This is a genomic window from Nocardia sp. bgisy118 (assembly GCF_057708605.1).
In genome coordinates this window covers 62,127-77,770 of the sequence record NZ_JBYISM010000027.1, presented here as the reverse complement: position 1 = coordinate 77,770, position 15,644 = coordinate 62,127, and the positions used below count along the sequence as shown (strand labels likewise).

Sequence of the window (15,644 nt, the reverse complement as noted above, 5' to 3'; positions counted from 1 at the left end):
GGCGCTCGCGGATCACCAGCGCGAGTGCGAATCCTCGAACAGGTCGGGTGCCTGCGCGGGCGGTTCGCCCATCGGCGCGGTCTCGGTCGGCAGCGGCGGGTCGCCGGGGCGGGCCTGGCGGTCGGACCACATCGGATACTCCGATCCGAGCATCGAATGATGCTGCGGCTCGGGATGATTCGGGGCGGGCGGCAGGTCTCGCGGCGACGCCGGGTGGTCCCACGGGGGAACCTGGTGCACGGCGCCTGCGTGCGCCATCGGTTCCGGGTGGATCGGGTAGTCGGCGAGGGCTTCGGTGACGGTGGGGGCCGCACCGTACTGCGGGGCGGCGAGGGGCTCGGGGCCGGTGCGCACGATCCAGTCGAGCGGTTCGCTGGACGCGTCGGCGGCCGAGCCGGTGACCTGGTGATTCCAGGTGCCGAGGCCGGTGGGATCGGTATAGAAGTGGTCGAGCACGCCGTCGTCGTCGAGATCCAGCGCGGTCACGTCGGCGATGCCGGTGCCGTGCGAATCCCACATCGCGTCGTCGACCAGGCCGTCGCCGTCGAAATCCAGCTGGATGGCGTCGGTGGTGCCGGTGCCTGCCAGGTCGAGATCGGCCGGTGACGACCAGACGTGGACGGTGCCGTCGCCCGTCCCGAAGCCGTACTCGATGTCGTTCATATCTGCTTGGACGCGACCAGCCCGAATACGGTTCCATCGCGATCGCGATCGGCGCCGCACGGCGCCCGGCCGGAGCACGTCCGTTCCGGTAAGTTGATCGAGCTGCGACCGATTCGACCAGGGAGTCAACAGATATGGGAGCGCTGCCGCGGAAGCTGGAATCCCCAGCGCTCTTCGGGGTACTGCTCGCCGGAGTGCTGACGGTCCCCGCGCCCGCGCAGGCCGCTCCGCATCCGTGGGCGCCTCCGCCGGTGAATCTGTGCGGCGAGACGGGATTCGATCCGCTTGCCCGCGAGCCCGACCCGAGCCTGCCGCCGGCACCGCCGATCGTGCTGCCGCCGCAGATCGACATTCCCGTGCCGATCCCGGAGATCACCCCGGTGCCGGTGCCGGACCCGCCGCAGGACACCACCCGCATCGTTCCCGAGCCGCTGCCCGAGGATCCGTGCCGGAACCCGTGTCCCGACATCCGCGACACGCCGAAACCGGAGACAGCGGCTTCGGACCCGGAGACGCCCGAGGCGCCCGCCCCCGGCACCGGATCGAGCTCGGGCAGCGGCAGCGGTTCCGGCACGGGCAGTGCGGATACGGGCAGTGCGGACACAGGCAGCTCCGGCACAGGAAGTTCAGGCACGGGCAGCGGCACCGGCTCGGGCAACGGCGGAATCCAGTTGCCGCGCATCGAGTTCCGCCCGGAGATCGAGCCGATCCCCGTTCCCGTGCCGGGCGGTCCCGGCGAGAAGCCCCAGGATCCGCCGCCGCTGGTCGTGCATCCGATCGAACCGGGGCCGGTGGCCGAAAGCGTCGGCAAGCCGTTGGTCCACGAGGTCGAACTGGTCGGCCAGGTCACCGGGCACGGCTCGGACAACCGCACCGACATGCGCTGGCAGGTCGACGGCACCGACCTGGGCCTGATGTGGGAAACCAAGCCCGGCGAGGTCGCCGTGGTCTTCGGCGACACCTTCGGCGAGGGCTGGGTCACCGGCGGCGCGGGCGGCCCGGACTGGCGCAGCAACGTGCTCGCCTACAGCACCGACCGCGACCTGTCCGACGGCCTGACCATCGACACCATGGTGCAGGACACCCGCTGCCACGCGGCCGAGATCCTGAGCAGCCGCAAGATCAAGAACTGGGAGACCACCGTGATCCCGACCTCGGGGTTCGCGATCGGGCAGCGCCAGTACCTGAGCTACATGTCGGTGAACAGGTGGAGCCGTATCCCCGGTCTGTGGCGGACCAACTACGGCGGCATCGCCTGGTCCGACGACAACGGCAGCACCTGGACCAAGGATCAGTACGCCAAGTGGGACAACCTCTTCGGCATCGGCCAGTTCCAGGTCACCGCGATGGTCCCGCAGGGCGACTACGTGTACATGTTCGGCACGCCCAACGGGCGGGTCGGCATGGTCGGGTTGGCCAGGGTGCCGAAGAATCAGGTGCTGAACAAGACCGCCTACCAGTACTGGGTGCACGGCAGCTGGGCGCCGGTCATCGAAAACCACGCGACGCCACTGTTTCTCGGCATAGCGAGCGAGGTGTCGGTGCGCTACGACGCGGCCGCGGGCACATGGCAGATGGTGTACCTGGATTCGGCGCAGGGCGCCATCGTGCTGCGCGAAGCCGCTGCGCCGCAGGGTATCTGGACCGAATCGGTGCCGCTGGCGTACACCTCGGACTACCCGAAGGCCTACGGCGGCTTCATCCACCCGTGGTCGTCGGGACGGGACCTGTACTTCACCATCTCGGCCTGGGACACCTACAACGTGTATCTGATGCGCGCCGACATGAGCGTGCCGAAGTGATCAGCTGACCCGCAGGAAGCGCAGTCGCTGACCCGGCCTGGCCTGGGCCACCGCGTCGACGTCGGCGTCGAGTACCACCGCGATCACCGGATAGCCGCCGGTGATCGGGTGATCGGCGAGGAAGATCACCGGCTGACCGCTCGGCGGCACCTGCACCGAGCCGAGCGCCATGCCCTCGGTACGCAATTCGCCGGTGATCCGCCGCCGCAACGGCGGTCCGCTGACGCGGCCGATGCGGGCGCCCACCCGGTCGGTGTCGGGGGACACCGCCCACTCGCCCGCGAAAAGCGCTGCGGCGTCGTCGAACCAGTCGTCGCGCGGGCCGAGCAACGCGCGCACCGTGACGAGCCCGCCGGACGGACCGGCGACGGGCGCGACATCGACGAGCGGCAGCTCGCGCGGCACCGGCCCGATCGGCAGGCGAACGCCCGCGCGCAGCGGTTCCGGCCCGATGCCGGACAGGGTGTCGCGGCTGCGTGATCCGAGCACCGGCGCGACGTCGATGCCGCCGCGCACCGCGACGTAACTGCGCAGCCCGTTCGGCGCGAAGTCGAGCCGAAGGGACTGTCCCTCTTCGATTTCCAGCACGCTGGCATGACCGACCGGGGTACCGTCGAGCACCGCCTGGGCGGGCGCGCCGGTGACGGCGACGGTGTGGTGCCGTTCGGCGCGCAACACCAGGCCGCCGAGCAGCACCTCGATCGCCGCGGCGCCCTCCGGATTCCCGACCAGCCGATTCGCCAGGCGCAACGACGCGCGATCGGCCGCGCCCGAAGGTCCGACGCCGGAATCGAACCAACCCGGGCGGCCCAGATCCTGGATGGTGGCCAGCGGACCGACCCACTCGACGAACATCATCCGGCCACCTCGAAACGGACCAGACCGCCCGCGCGGATCAGCGCGGGCGGATCGCGGTCGACATCCCACATCGGCAGCTCGGTGCGGCCGATCAACTGCCAGCCGCCCGGTGTGCTGCGCGGATACACCGCCGAGTAGCCGCCCGCGAGCGCGACGGCGCCCGCGGGTATCGACGTGCGAGCCGAGTCCCTGCGCGGGACGCTCAAACGGCCGTCGGGGGACTCCAGGTAGCCGAAGCCCGGTGCGAATCCGACGAACGCGCAGCGCCACACCGTGCCGGTGTGCGCGGCGATCACCTCGTCCTCGGTCATGCCGAGCAGTTCGGCGACGCCGGCCAGATCCGCTCCGTCATAGCGCACCGGAATGACGATCGGCTCGGGAGAATCGTTGTGCGGCAGTGTTTCACGGGAAACATCCGGCGAATCAGGCTCGTGCTGGGCGTCTTCCAGCAGTGCGCAGATCTCGCGGCGCACCGATTCGGCGTCATCGGCGGATACCAGGGTCACCAGCACGGTCTCGGCGGCGGGCAGCACGTCCTGGACGCCCTCGGGTGCGCTGTCGCGTAGCCCGTCCGCCAACCTGGCAGCCAGGGCGGGCTCGCTCGGCGTGACCAGCAATGCTCGATCCCCAGCGGCACGAATGTACTGCTGCCAGGGCGATTTTCGATCCCGCAGAGCGGCGCTGGGATTTCTCATCGCATCGCTCCGGTTTACGCGAACGGCTCGACCGGCACACCCGACTCGGCGAGCGACGCGCGAATCCGGCGCGCCATCTCCACCGCGGCGGGAGTGTCGCCGTGCACGCACAGGCTGGCCGCGGTGACCGCGACCGCACCGCCCTCGATCGTGCGCGCGGTGCGCGACGCCGCGATCGACATCGCCTGTGCCACGGCCTCGTCGGCGTGCAATACCGCGCCGGGCTGTCCGCGCGGGGCGAGCGAGCCGGACGGGGTGTAGGCGCGATCGGCGAAGCCCTCGCCGACGAATCGGATCTTCGCTTCGGCGGCGGCCGTCTCCAGCTCCGTCCCGGCCGGGCCGAGCAGCGCGAGCTCGGCGTCGTAGTCGGCCAACGCCGTGAGCAGCGCCTCGGCCAGCTCCCGATCCGCCGCGGCGGCGTGGTAGAGCGCGCCGTGCGGCTTCACGTAGCGGACCCGATCGCCCGCCGTCTTGGCGAAGGCATCCAGCGCCCCGATCTGATACAGCACCTCGTCGCGCAGCTCGGCGGGCGCGACGGCGATCGCGCGCCTGCCGAATCCGACCAGATCGCGGTACCCGACGTGCGCGCCGATCCGCACCCCCTTGCGCACCGCCGTCGCGCAGGTGGCGCGCATGATCGACGGATCGCCCGCGTGGAAGCCGCAGGCGATGTTGGCGCTGGTCACGATGTCGAGCATCGCCGCGTCGTCGCCCATCGTCCACGGGCCGAAGCCCTCGCCGAGATCGCTGTTGAGATCCAGCGCCATCGGTGTCCTCCCGCCGTCGATCCTGCGCGTGCCCCGACATTGTCGTCCTCGCGCGCCGCACCGGCCAAAGAATCGGCAGACCGGCGCCGATGGCCGCCTCCTCGAGCAGACGATCGCCTCCCCGTACGAATGGTCGCACCGCTCGGCGGCAAGTACCCTCGAAGCAATCATGGCCACGTATTTCGATCCGAAGTCATGGTCACCGCTGTGGGCCGTCGACTTCGGCAAGCGCCTGTTCGATCAGTCCTGGCTGGAGCAATGGATCGCGACGACCACCTCGTGGATGGATCCGGTCGTCGACCTCGGCTCGGGCACGGTCACGGCGCTGATGCCGGACGCACTGATGACGGTGCTGAGCGAAGGCATCCTCAGCAGGTTCGGCGGCCAAGAGGTCAACGCCACCCTGCTCGGCCACGAGGTGAACGCGACGCTGCAGGTGTTGAAGGTGCGCAGGCGCGGAGCGCACTTCCAGACCAAGACGGTGCTGTCGCGGCTGAGCTGGGACGAACACCCCATCGAAGCGGTGACGGTGATCGCGCACGGCGTCCGGTTGATCCCCGGCGTCCCGACCAAGTTGCGGGCGTCTCAGCTGGACGTGGAGGCCACCGTCACCACGGCGGCCCTGGTCGGCTGGCTGAACACCCTGCCGCTGGATTGGCAGCTGAGCGTGCACCAGAGCGGCCTGATCGTGGCCAGGCACCGAAAACGCAGGCTGACCGCGCTGGTCGACGCCGCGGTCGAGAACAACCTGCTCACCGTCGAGATCCACCGGGCCAACTGGCTCGGCGTCCGGATACCGCGGCGCGCGATCACCGCGCCCGCGCTGCTGCTGGAGAACCTGCCGCGGCACGCCCGCATCGCACACGCCGTCCGCGAGGGCGACCTGGTCCGATTCCGCGCGGACCTGCCGGAGACGACCGGCTCGTTCGACCTGGCGCAGATCCGCAACGCCATCGTCGCGGGCACCACGCTCATCGTCTTCTGAGCGAAAGCCTTTTCAGCTCTGCGACTTCCACCATTCCAACAACGCCGCCTCGGCTTCCTCGCGGGTCAGCGGGCCGCGGTCGAGGCGCAGCTCCTTGAGATAGTTCCACGCCTTGCCGACCTCCGGGCCGGGCGGCAGGCCGAGCAGCTCCATGATCGCGTTGCCGTCCAGGTCGGGGCGGACCTTGGCCAGGTCCTCCTCCTGCTGGATGCGCTCGATCCGCACCTCGAGCTCGTCGTAAGTGGCCTGTAGCGCGGCCGCGCGGCGCTTGTTGCGGGTGGTGCAGTCCGCGCGCACCAACTTGTGCAGCCTGGGCAGCAGCTCGGCGGCGTCGGTGACGTAGCGGCGCACCGCGGAATCGGTCCACTGCCCCTTGCCGTAGCCGTGGAAACGCAGATGCAGGAAGACCAGCCTCGCCACGTCCTCGGTGAACTGCTTCGGATACTTCAGCGCGCGCATCCGCTTGCGCACCATCTTGGCGCCGACCACCTCGTGATGGTGGAAGCTGACGCCGCCGCCCGCCTCGTTGCGCTTGGTGTCGGGCTTGCCGATGTCGTGCAGCAGCGCCGCCCAGCGCAGCACCAGGTCCGGATCGCCGTCCTCGAGGTCGATGGCCTGCTGAAGCACGGTCAGGGAGTGCCAGTACACGTCCTTGTGCTGGTGGTGCTCATCGATCTCCAGCTTCATGGCGGGCACCTCGGGCAGCACCCGCTGGGCGAGACCGCTCTCACACATCACATTGATGCCGTCGATCGGATGCGCGCCGCCGATGAGCTTGTCGAGTTCGGTGCGCACCCGCTCGGCGGTGATGCGATCGATCTCGCCCGCCATCGCCTCGATGGCCACGCGCACCCGCGGCGCCAGTTCGAAGCCGAGCTGGGAGACGAAGCGGGCGGCGCGCAGCATGCGCAGCGGATCGTCATGGAACGAATCCTCCGGCGCCGCAGGGGTGTCCAGCACACCGGCCAGCAGCGCGTCCATGCCACCGAGCGGATCGATGAACTCGAGCGAACCGTCCGCGGCGATCTTCACGGCCATCGCGTTGACGGTGAAGTCGCGGCGCACCAGATCGCCTTGGAGCGTGTCGCCGAAGGTGACCTCCGGATTGCGCGACACCCGGTCGTAGGAGTCGCTGCGGAAGGTGGTGATCTCCAGCTGCTGATCGTCCTTGGCCGCGCTGACCGTGCCGAACGCCAGGCCGCCGGTATCCCACAGGTGGTCGGCCCACCCGCGCATCAGCTCCTGCACCTGCTCGGGCCGCGCGCTGGTGGTGAAGTCCAGATCCGTGCCGAGCCGCCCGAGCACCGCGTCGCGCACACTGCCGCCGACCAGATACAGCTCGTGCCCGCGCGCCGCGAACAGTTCACCGAGTGGCGTGAGCACATCGGCGAGCCCGCCGAGAGTGACCGCCGCCGCGGCCAGCAACCGGGTACGCCGCTCCTCGGAAGACAGCGGAGGTGGATCGGTCACTTGCGCATCCTCGGACTTGGGCGAAACCACGAAGCAGCAGCTTACCGAGCCGGGAAAAGCGATTTTCCGGCACGCGACCGAACAACCGCCTCGGACGAAAGGTGACGTCCATCCCACCTGACAAACCGATGGTCACAACCCCTCCGGGCAGCCCATGAAGCGAACTCCCACATCCCCAACCACTCCGAGGGTGAGTCTTACGAGCCCGTTCGCGGCCGTCTCGCTTCCCAGCGGCCGAGACGCATGCGACGCAGTCGCGAGTCTCGCCCCAAGCAAGCCAGCCGCAAAGATCTGGAATCCACGCAACATCCCATCCCCACTCACCCACCACGGAGCGAGCCCGACAAGCGACCGTTCGCGGCCATCTCGCTTCCCAGCGACCGAGACGCATGCGACGGCAGTCGCGAGTCTCGACGCCTACCAAGTCAGATGTAAGAGCCTTGAACTCACGCAACATCGCACCCTCACCTGCCCCACCACGGAGCGAGCCCGACGAGCGACCGTTCGCGGCCGTCTCGCTTCCCAGCGACCGAGACGCATGCGACGCAGTCGCGAGTCTCGGTCGCTGGGAAGCGAGACATAGAGGGCCGCGAACCCGCCGCGCGCCAGCGCGGCAAATTGAACACAGTAGGATTGCTTGGTGTCTCCGGCCGATCGCGCGAACAGTCGACGCCGCCAGCCTCGGCGCCGCGGTTCGGCGGCCAACGCGGCGAAACCGCGCATGCGTACCGTCCGGGAGACTTCGGCGGGGGGATTGGTCGTGGACGGTCTGGACGGACCGAGCGATAAACGCAGCGCTGCCTTGATCGGTCGCACCGATCGCCGTGGCCGGTTGCTGTGGTCGTTGCCGAAGGGTCATATCGAGGAAGGCGAGACGGCGGAGCAGACCGCGATCCGTGAGGTGGCCGAGGAGACCGGCATTCACGGCGTGGTGGTGGCCGAGTTGGGCAGTATCGATTACTGGTTCGTCACCGAGGGCCGCCGGGTACACAAGACCGTGCATCATTATCTTTTGCGTTCCGTCGGCGGCGAGTTGTCCGATGCCGACGTGGAGGTCACCCAGGTCGCGTGGGTTCCGTTGACGGAACTGGATTCTCGTTTGGCCTATGCCGACGAGCGCAGACTGGCCGAGGTGGCGAACCGGTTGATCGACCGGATGGAGACCGGCAAGCGATGACGCGTGGACTGTTCCGGATCATCGTGGCGGTCCTGACCCTGCTCGGTTCGATGACGGCCGCGCCGGTGTTGCTCGCCGCCCCGTCGGGTGCGCAGCCGAACGGGTCGAACAATTCCACGACGCCCAAATTCTTGAAGCTGTCGCTGGATTCGGTTTCGCCCTCGGCGGTGACCACGACCAGTGATTCGCTGCTCACGGTGTCGGGCACGGTGACGAACATCGGCGATCGCGTCGTCGACGACGTCAGCGTCCGTATTCAACGGGCCGCCGCGGTGTCGGCGCCGAGCGGGTTGCGCTCGGCGCTGCGGCTGGACCAGGTCAACTACGAGCTCACCGGTCCGTTCGAGGACGTGGTGGAGCGGCTCAGTCCCGGGCAGCGCAAGCAGTTCACGTTGAGCATTCCGCTGCGGTCGGACGACGACGCGTCGTTGCAGATCACCGAGCCCGGCGTGTATCCGCTGCTGTTGAACGTCAACGGCGAGCCCGCGTACGGCAGCCAGGCGCGGCTCGACGACGCACGGTTCCTGCTGCCGGTGCTCGGCCTGCCGCCGGCCGGGCCGAACGCCCCGCAGCCGGTGCCTGCGCCGAGCGACGCTCCGGTGGCGACGACGTTGCTGTGGCCGCTGGCCGACCGGCCGCGGATGGTGGCGGGCGTGCCGGGTTCGGTGAACGGGAACGTCGAGCTGACCGACGACGAGCTGGCCGCTTCGCTCGGCAAGGGCGGGCGCCTGGAGCAGCTGCTCGGCGCGCTGGAGTCGGCGCTCGGTTCCGGGGCGAGCCGGGATCGCGGCCTTGCCTCGGCGGTGTGTGTCGCCGTCGATCCGGATCTGCTGCTCACCGTGCAAGCGATGACCAGGGGTTACCGCGTGCTCGCCAGCCCGTCGGATCCGGACGGCGCGACGCGCGAGGGCACCGGCGCGGAGCACGCGCAGACCTGGCTGGACCGGTTGCGCACGCTCGCCTCGTCGGTGTGCACGGTGGCGTTGCCGTTCGCTCAGGTGGACGTGACCGCGCTGGCAGCGGTGAACGATCCGGAGCTGTCGGCCCGCGCGTTGCACGCGCCCGCGGAGATCATCGATTCGATCCTGGCGACCCGCTCGCTGCGCGGGGTCAGCCTGCCGGATTCCGGCAGCATCGACACGAGTGGCGGGAAGTTGTTGCGCAGCCACGGTTTCGGCACCGCCGTGCTGGCCGGCACGGCCGCAGTGCCGGTCGGCGAGGCGGGCTCGGCGGATTTCAGCAACGGTCGCGCGTCCGCGGGCGCGGAGACGGACGTCGCCGAGTCCGCGGCGCCCGAACTGGTCCGGCTACCGGACGTCACCGCGCACCCGACGCCGGAGCAGTCGCCCCCGGCCCCCGAACCCGGCGCACCGCCCGCCGCACAGCCGGACCCGGCCCTGCACGCGGCGACCTTCGACATCTGGTCCGCGACGGCGCTCGCCGCGGTCGGTTCGAATCCGCCGACGCCGTCGTTCACCCCCGACCGGGTGCGCTACGACGTCACCAACGACTCGCGCGCCGCCCGTCTCCAGGACGCGCTGGGCGCGGTCTCGTGGAGCGCGCTGCATCCGGAGCCGGGCAAGCCGCGCTCGCTGCTGCTGATGCCACCGCAGCAGTGGGGCGCCAACCGGGACGAGGCCGCCGCGCTGCTCGCGCAGCTGGAGCTGCTGGTCAGGAACAATCTCGCGGTGCCGCGCTCGTTCACGGACCTGCTCGCGCAGCCGCCGGACGCCCAACCGCACGAGCTCGACTATCTGCCGCAGGCCGCCGAGGACGCGGTGCCCGCGCGATTCGTGTTGCCGACCCGCGACCAGGGCCACCGAATCACCGAACTGATGCGAGCGCTGGTGGACGTGCCGGAGATCGAGCCGACGCCGCGCCAGTTCCTCACGCCGTTGCGCGACGACCTGCTGCGGGTCCTCTCCCTCTCCGATCGCCGCACCGGCAATGCCACCCAGCCGGACACCTTCGCGCAGCGACGGCTGGATCAGACGACCCGCACGATGGACAACCTGTACCGGTCGGTGACGGTGCTCCCGCCCGGCGGCGTGTACACGCTGGCCTCCGAGCAGAGCCCGCTGCTGCTGGTCGCGCGCAACGACCTGCCCGTCGCGATCCGCATCAGGTTCCGTATCGAGGCGCCCGCCGAGACGAATATCACCGACATCGGCGAACAGCAGCTTCCACCGAAGGGCACGCGGTCGTTCCAGATTCCCACCGAGGTCAGCGACAGCCGCAACCTGGTGATTCCGATTTCCCTCACCACCCCCGACGGTGTCGCGCTCGGCAACGCCACCTCGGTCTCGGTGCGTTCGAACGCCTACGGCCAGGCCTTGGCCATAATTACGGCATGCGCCGGACTGCTGCTCTTCCTGTTGGCCGGCCGCCGGCTCTGGCGGCGCTTCCGTGGCAAGCCCGATCCCGCGGACGAGGGTTTCGACCCGGGCATCAGGCGTCGGGTGAACAGGTACCGGCGTGCGCGCAAGCGAGTACTACGCGAACAGGATCACGGACACGATGAGGGATGATCGATCGGATGCCCTCACCGTGCGGGACAATCGGAGCATCGTCGTGCCCGCTCCGGCGCGGGCGCGTAAACCAGCACGGCGGGGGAGGCTCGATGGGCGAAACGCCGATCGGGCATGCCGGATGCGCAGGTCCGGTACGACACAGGAGGCATGATGAGCGACGATGATTTATCCGCTCATCGGTCTCGACCTGATGAACGACCTGACGGGCCGCCCGCCCGCCGGGCGCCCGCCGCACCTTGGGAGCGGGTCCGGCCGCAGAGCGAACCGCAGGAGGATCCCGGCATGACGCACCGGGACCCCTACGGCGAGTATCCGAGAGTGCCTCGGGTCAGCCGCCCGTCCGGGCCGCCGCAAGGCGGTCGGATGGCGCCGCCCTCGGGGCCCATGCCCGCGCAGCGCGGCCCGCTTCCCGGACAATCCGGCCCGATGCCCGCGCAGCACGGACCCGTCGGCCGTCCGCCCGTGCCGCCGCAACGGCCCGACGCCGCTCCGCATCCCGGTCAGCATCATTACCCGCCGCAGCCCGCTGGTCCCGGCGGACCGCGTCCTACGCCGCAGGGCCGCCCCGCGCCGCCCGCGCAGCAAGGCAGGCCCGCACCCCCTCCGCAGGGACGACCCGCACCGCCGACCAGCATGCCGCCCGGCCAAGGCAGGCCGATCCCGCGCACCCCGGCGCCGCCACAGCGTTTCGCGCCGCCGCCCCAGTACGCGCCGCAGCAGCCGAACCCGGCGCCGCTGCGGACCCGGACCGGGCCTGCCGCGCACAGCTCGGCCCAGGCCGACCGTCCGCCGGCCCACGACTGGGCGGTCACCGAGGCCGAGCCGGAGGCGGCCGAGAGCACGGAGAACACGAACGCTCGGCTGCTCAGGGACTCCGGTTCGATCGCGATCGCGACGCTGATCAGCCGAATCACCGGATTCGGTAAGCAGCTGCTGCTCGCCGCGGTACTCGGTCCGGCGATCGCCAGTGCTTTCACCTCGGCGAGCCTGATCCCGAACATGATCACCGAGCTGGTGCTCGGCGCCGTGCTGACCGCGATGGTGGTGCCCACGCTGGTGCGCGCCGAGAAGGAGGACCCCGACGGCGGGTCGGCCTTCGTCCGACGCCTGGTCACGGCCGCTTTCGTGGTGTTGTTGGGCGCCACGTTGCTGGCGACGGCCGCGGCGCCGTTGCTGGCGACGCACGTCTTCGTCTCCGCCGACGGCAAGGTCAACACCCAGCTGACCACGGCGCTGACCTTCTTGTTGCTGCCCGCGATCCTCTTCTACGGCATGTCGGCGCTGTTCACCGCGATATTGAACACCCGCCAGGTGTTCAAACCCGGCGCATGGGCGCCCGTGCTGAACAACGTCGTCGTGCTCGTTGTGCTCGGCCTGTACGCGGTGACGCCCGGTGAGATCACGCTCGATCCGGTGCGGATGAGCGATCCGAAGCTGCTCGTCCTCGGTATCGGCGTCACGCTGGGCGTGTTCACCCAGGCGGCGACCCTGCTGCCCGCGATCCGCCGCGAGGGGATCGACCTGCGGCCGCTCTGGGGCGTCGACACCCGGCTCAAGCAGTTCGGCATGATGGGCGCCGCCATCATCCTGTACGTGCTGATCAGCCAGGTCGGCCTGGTCTTCGCCAACCACATCGCCTCGACGGCGGACGAGGCGGGCCCCGCCATCTACTCGCTGGCCTGGCTGCTGCTCCAGTTGCCCTACGGCGTCCTCGGCGTCACGGTGCTCACCGCGATCATGCCGAGGCTGAGCCGCAATGCGGCCGAGGGCGACACCCCCGCCGTCGTCGACGACCTGTCCGTCGCGACCCGCCTGACGATGATCGCGCTCGTCCCCGTTGTCACCTTCCTGACGCTCGCGGGACCCCAGCTCGGCGAGGCGCTGTTCGGGTACGCGCGCTTCACCGGCGACGCCGAACGCCTCGGCTACGCCGTGAGCTGGTCGGCCTTCGCGCTGATTCCCTACGCGCTCGTGCTGATCCACCTGCGGGTGTTCTACGCGCGGGAGCAGGCGTGGACGCCGACCTGGATCATCCTCGGCATCACCGCCGTCAAGATCGCCTTCTCGGCGCTGGCGCCGGTCATCGCGGACAACAGCGATCAGGTCGTCATCGTGCTCGGCGTCGCCACCGGCCTCGGGTTCACCGCGGGCGCCATCATCGGCGGCTACCTGCTGCACCGCAGCCTCGGCGATCTGCGGATGGCGAACGTCGGCCGCACCGTCACCCGGGTCGTGCTCGCGTCGATCGCGGGCGGCGCGGTGATGCTGATCGTGGACAAGGTGCTCGGCCTGGAGCGGCTGTCGGAATCCATGGGCGGTCCCGGCTCGCTGATCCGCGTGACGATCACGGCGATCGTCATGTTCGCGACGGCGTTCGGGCTCATGCGTCTCGCCGGTATTCCGGAGATCGTCGCCATCACCGTGGCCATCTCCCGTCGCCTCGGCATCACGCCGCCCGCGCCGGATCTGGACCTCGATGGACCGGTCGAGGACCAGTACGCCACGCAGGTGTTCCGCAGGCCCGATCCGTACATGTACTCCGGCTTCGATCCGTACCTGGATTCGCAGGCCACGATGGTCTTGCCCGTGATCAGACCGGATGCTGTTGACCGCACCGGGCGGGGGGAGTTCCCGTACCCTGTTCGGCAGAGAAGCACAAGTGGCGAATTCGCCGGATCTTCGACATACCAGGGCGAAGGAGGAACCAGGGTGAGCGACGACGCGGCGGTGGGCGGCGTCCCAGCCGCCGATCCTTCTGCGCCCAAGGCCGGTGGCCTGTCCACCGACCATCCGCCCGCCGCGGAGAACCCGTCGGACCCCGAGCATACGAACGAGGAAGCGGTAGGCACTCCCTCCACCGACGGGCAGCACGGTCCGCGCGAGACCTCGCGCCAGGCGCCGCCGCGCGACCCGATGTACGACACCGGAATGATCCCCATTCCGCAGCTGCCGCCCACCGCGCCGGAAACGACGGCTTCGCGTCGAACTCCGCGCGGCCCCAAGCTGATTCCGGGCGCTTCGGTCGCGGGCGGCCGCTACCGCCTGCTCGCCAGCCACGGCGGCGCGCGTGGACTGAAGTTCTGGCAGGCGCTCGACATCAAACTCGACCGCGAGGTCGCGCTCACGTTCGTCGACGCCGATCAGAAGGCCACCGACAACTCCGGCCACGACGGTCCGCAGGCCATCCTTTCCCGCACGCTGCGGCTCGGCCGCATCAATTCGCCCGGCCTCGCCCGCGTTCTCGACGTGGTGCGCGGCAGCTCCGGCGGCATCGTGGTCGCCGAGTGGACCCCGGGTCGCTCGCTACGCGAGATGGCCGAGACGGTGCCGTCGCCGATCGGCGCGGCGCGGGCGATCCGCGCACTCGCCTCGGCGGCCGAATTGGCCCACCGCAGCGGCGGTTCGCTGTCCATCGACCACCCGGACCGGGTGCGGATCAGCGCGTCCGGTGACGCGGTGCTCGCCTTCCCCGGCACGCTATCCGATTCCGACGCGCAATCCGACGTACGCGGTCTCGGCGCCATGCTCTACGCGCTCATCACCGCGCGCTGGCCGATCCGCTCCGGCGGTCTGACCGGCACCGCCGCCACCGTCGGCGGCTTGCGCCTCGCCGACTTCGGCCCGGACGGAACGCCGATGGAGCCGAGACAGATTCGGCCCGAGGTGCCCTTCGAGATCTCCGCGGTCGCGGTGCGCTCGCTGGAGTCGAACAAGGGCGTGCGGACCGCGGCCACCGTCCAGCACGTGCTGGAACAGGCCTCGGTCGTCGACCAGAAGACCGATTTCATTCCGGTGCTGCGGCTCGGGCAGCGGGCGCAGCCGGTCAACACCGACGATTCGCTGGCCGATCCCGAACTGCTCGCCGCGGAACGCGAGCGGTCGCAGCGCATGATGTGGATCATGGTCGGCCTCGGCATTCTGGCCGCGCTGGTGGTCGGCATCGTGATCTGGTGGATGGTCAGCGTTTTCGCGCCCGGCGCGTCCGAAGCACCGCTCGACGAGCAGCGCAATATCGGTCTGACCACCAACAGTTTGCCCTCGCCGACCACGCCGGCCGGAGCGATCCCTGGCAACCAGGCGTCCGAGGGCGGCGTCCCGGTCCCGGTGACCGGAGCGACCGTGTTCTCCCCGGAGGGCACGCCGGACAACGTCAGCGGCGTCGGCGCGGTGCTGGACAACGACCCGGCCACCGTCTGGCGCTCCGATCAGTACTTCCAGCAGTTCCCCGCCCTCAAGAAGGGCGTGGGGCTGCTGGCCACGCTGCCGAGCCCGGCGAAGCTGACGAACGTCTCGATCACCTCGCCGAGCCCCGGTACGTCCGTGGAAATCCGTACCTCGCCGACGAATTCGCCGACACTGGATCAGACCCAGCTGATCGGCACGGCCCAGCTGGCCGACGGCGTCACCGAAATCCCGGTCAGCGCAGACCAGTCCGCTCGTTACGTGCTGGTCTGGATCACCGGTCTCGGCCGCTCGGGAAACCAGTTCCAGACGACGATCGCCGATCTGCGGTTCGACGCCGCACCCTGATTCCACCCGGCCCGCGCGCCGAATTCTCGCCTGTTCCGGCGTATCCCATCCCGAGCGGTCTTGTTGCTGCCACTTCGGCATCCCCGATATGATCGGCTCGCGCTCTCAGTAGGGGAGCTTCCCGGGACCTGGTTTTTTCGATCCCGGATGCTGCGAAATTTTTTCG

The 15,644-nt window shown here is 69.8% G+C and carries 10 protein-coding genes; 5 read left to right on the top strand and 5 right to left on the bottom strand.

Going from position 1 to position 15,644, the window contains the following annotated elements; all coding sequences use genetic code 11:
- Positions 1-12 precede the first annotated feature (12 nt).
- Positions 13-663: a hypothetical protein gene (locus AC3EO7_RS28290; protein WP_435592885.1), complete on the bottom strand. Its 651-nt coding sequence runs from the start codon at positions 661-663 to the stop codon at positions 13-15.
- Positions 664-797: 134 nt separating this feature from the next.
- On the opposite strand from AC3EO7_RS28290, the gene AC3EO7_RS28285 reads away from it, so the two are divergent.
- The gene (locus AC3EO7_RS28285; protein ID WP_435592884.1) at positions 798-2,465 is read left to right on the top strand and encodes a glycoside hydrolase family 183 protein; all 1,668 of its coding nucleotides are present in this window, start codon (positions 798-800) and stop codon (positions 2,463-2,465) included.
- Here the strand turns inward: AC3EO7_RS28285 and AC3EO7_RS28280 are convergent, their stop codons facing one another.
- From AC3EO7_RS28280 to AC3EO7_RS28270, 3 genes are read right to left on the bottom strand one after another with little or no spacing between them, the layout of a single operon-like run.
- Positions 2,466-3,323 (bottom strand): 5-oxoprolinase subunit C family protein, encoded by an 858-nt coding sequence (locus AC3EO7_RS28280; RefSeq protein WP_431971439.1) that lies wholly within the window; start codon positions 3,321-3,323, stop codon positions 2,466-2,468.
- Positions 3,320-4,018 carry a 5-oxoprolinase subunit B family protein gene (locus AC3EO7_RS28275; protein WP_431971440.1) on the bottom strand — a complete coding sequence of 233 codons (699 nt, stop codon included), beginning with the start codon at positions 4,016-4,018 and terminating at the stop codon, positions 3,320-3,322. The genes AC3EO7_RS28280 and AC3EO7_RS28275 overlap by 4 nt, the downstream gene beginning before the upstream one ends.
- Before the next feature lie 14 nt (positions 4,019-4,032).
- On the bottom strand, positions 4,033-4,785 hold the full coding sequence (locus AC3EO7_RS28270; protein ID WP_431971441.1) for a LamB/YcsF family protein: 753 nt from the start codon (positions 4,783-4,785) through the stop codon (positions 4,033-4,035).
- Positions 4,786-4,954: 169 nt separating this feature from the next.
- On the opposite strand from AC3EO7_RS28270, the gene AC3EO7_RS28265 reads away from it, so the two are divergent.
- Positions 4,955-5,770 carry a hypothetical protein gene (locus AC3EO7_RS28265; RefSeq protein WP_431971442.1) on the top strand — a complete coding sequence of 272 codons (816 nt, stop codon included), beginning with the start codon at positions 4,955-4,957 and terminating at the stop codon, positions 5,768-5,770.
- A gap of 12 nt (positions 5,771-5,782) precedes the next feature.
- On the opposite strand, the gene AC3EO7_RS28260 is transcribed toward AC3EO7_RS28265, so the two are convergent.
- On the bottom strand, positions 5,783-7,240 hold the full coding sequence (locus AC3EO7_RS28260) for a CCA tRNA nucleotidyltransferase (protein ID WP_435592883.1): 1,458 nt from the start codon (positions 7,238-7,240) through the stop codon (positions 5,783-5,785).
- A gap of 640 nt (positions 7,241-7,880) precedes the next feature.
- Here AC3EO7_RS28260 and AC3EO7_RS28255 point away from each other — a divergent pair.
- The 3 genes from AC3EO7_RS28255 (at position 7,881) to AC3EO7_RS28245 (ending at position 15,478) form a co-directional block, all read left to right on the top strand.
- The gene (locus AC3EO7_RS28255) at positions 7,881-8,417 is read left to right on the top strand and encodes an NUDIX hydrolase (RefSeq protein ID WP_084501546.1); all 537 of its coding nucleotides are present in this window, start codon (positions 7,881-7,883) and stop codon (positions 8,415-8,417) included.
- Positions 8,414-10,945, top strand: a complete 2,532-nt coding sequence (locus tag AC3EO7_RS28250) for a DUF6049 family protein (RefSeq protein WP_435592882.1) — start codon at positions 8,414-8,416, stop codon at positions 10,943-10,945. The genes AC3EO7_RS28255 and AC3EO7_RS28250 overlap by 4 nt, the downstream gene beginning before the upstream one ends.
- Positions 10,946-11,581: 636 nt before the next feature.
- Positions 11,582-15,478, top strand: a complete 3,897-nt coding sequence (locus tag AC3EO7_RS28245) for a murein biosynthesis integral membrane protein MurJ (protein WP_435592904.1) — start codon at positions 11,582-11,584, stop codon at positions 15,476-15,478.
- The last annotated feature ends 166 nt before the right edge of the window (positions 15,479-15,644 follow it).

Coding starts and splice junctions, on each gene's coding strand:
- AC3EO7_RS28275 (WP_431971440.1), bottom strand. CDS start 4,018: ATGAGAAATCCCAGCGCCGCTCTGCGGGATCGAAAATCGCCCTGGCAG.
- AC3EO7_RS28245 (WP_435592904.1), top strand. CDS start 11,582: ATGCCGCCCGGCCAAGGCAGGCCGATCCCGCGCACCCCGGCGCCGCCA.
- AC3EO7_RS28290 (WP_435592885.1), bottom strand. CDS start 663: ATGAACGACATCGAGTACGGCTTCGGGACGGGCGACGGCACCGTCCAC.
- AC3EO7_RS28285 (WP_435592884.1), top strand. CDS start 798: ATGGGAGCGCTGCCGCGGAAGCTGGAATCCCCAGCGCTCTTCGGGGTA.
- AC3EO7_RS28270 (WP_431971441.1), bottom strand. CDS start 4,785: ATGGCGCTGGATCTCAACAGCGATCTCGGCGAGGGCTTCGGCCCGTGG.
- AC3EO7_RS28250 (WP_435592882.1), top strand. CDS start 8,414: ATGACGCGTGGACTGTTCCGGATCATCGTGGCGGTCCTGACCCTGCTC.
- AC3EO7_RS28280 (WP_431971439.1), bottom strand. CDS start 3,323: ATGATGTTCGTCGAGTGGGTCGGTCCGCTGGCCACCATCCAGGATCTG.
- AC3EO7_RS28265 (WP_431971442.1), top strand. CDS start 4,955: ATGGCCACGTATTTCGATCCGAAGTCATGGTCACCGCTGTGGGCCGTC.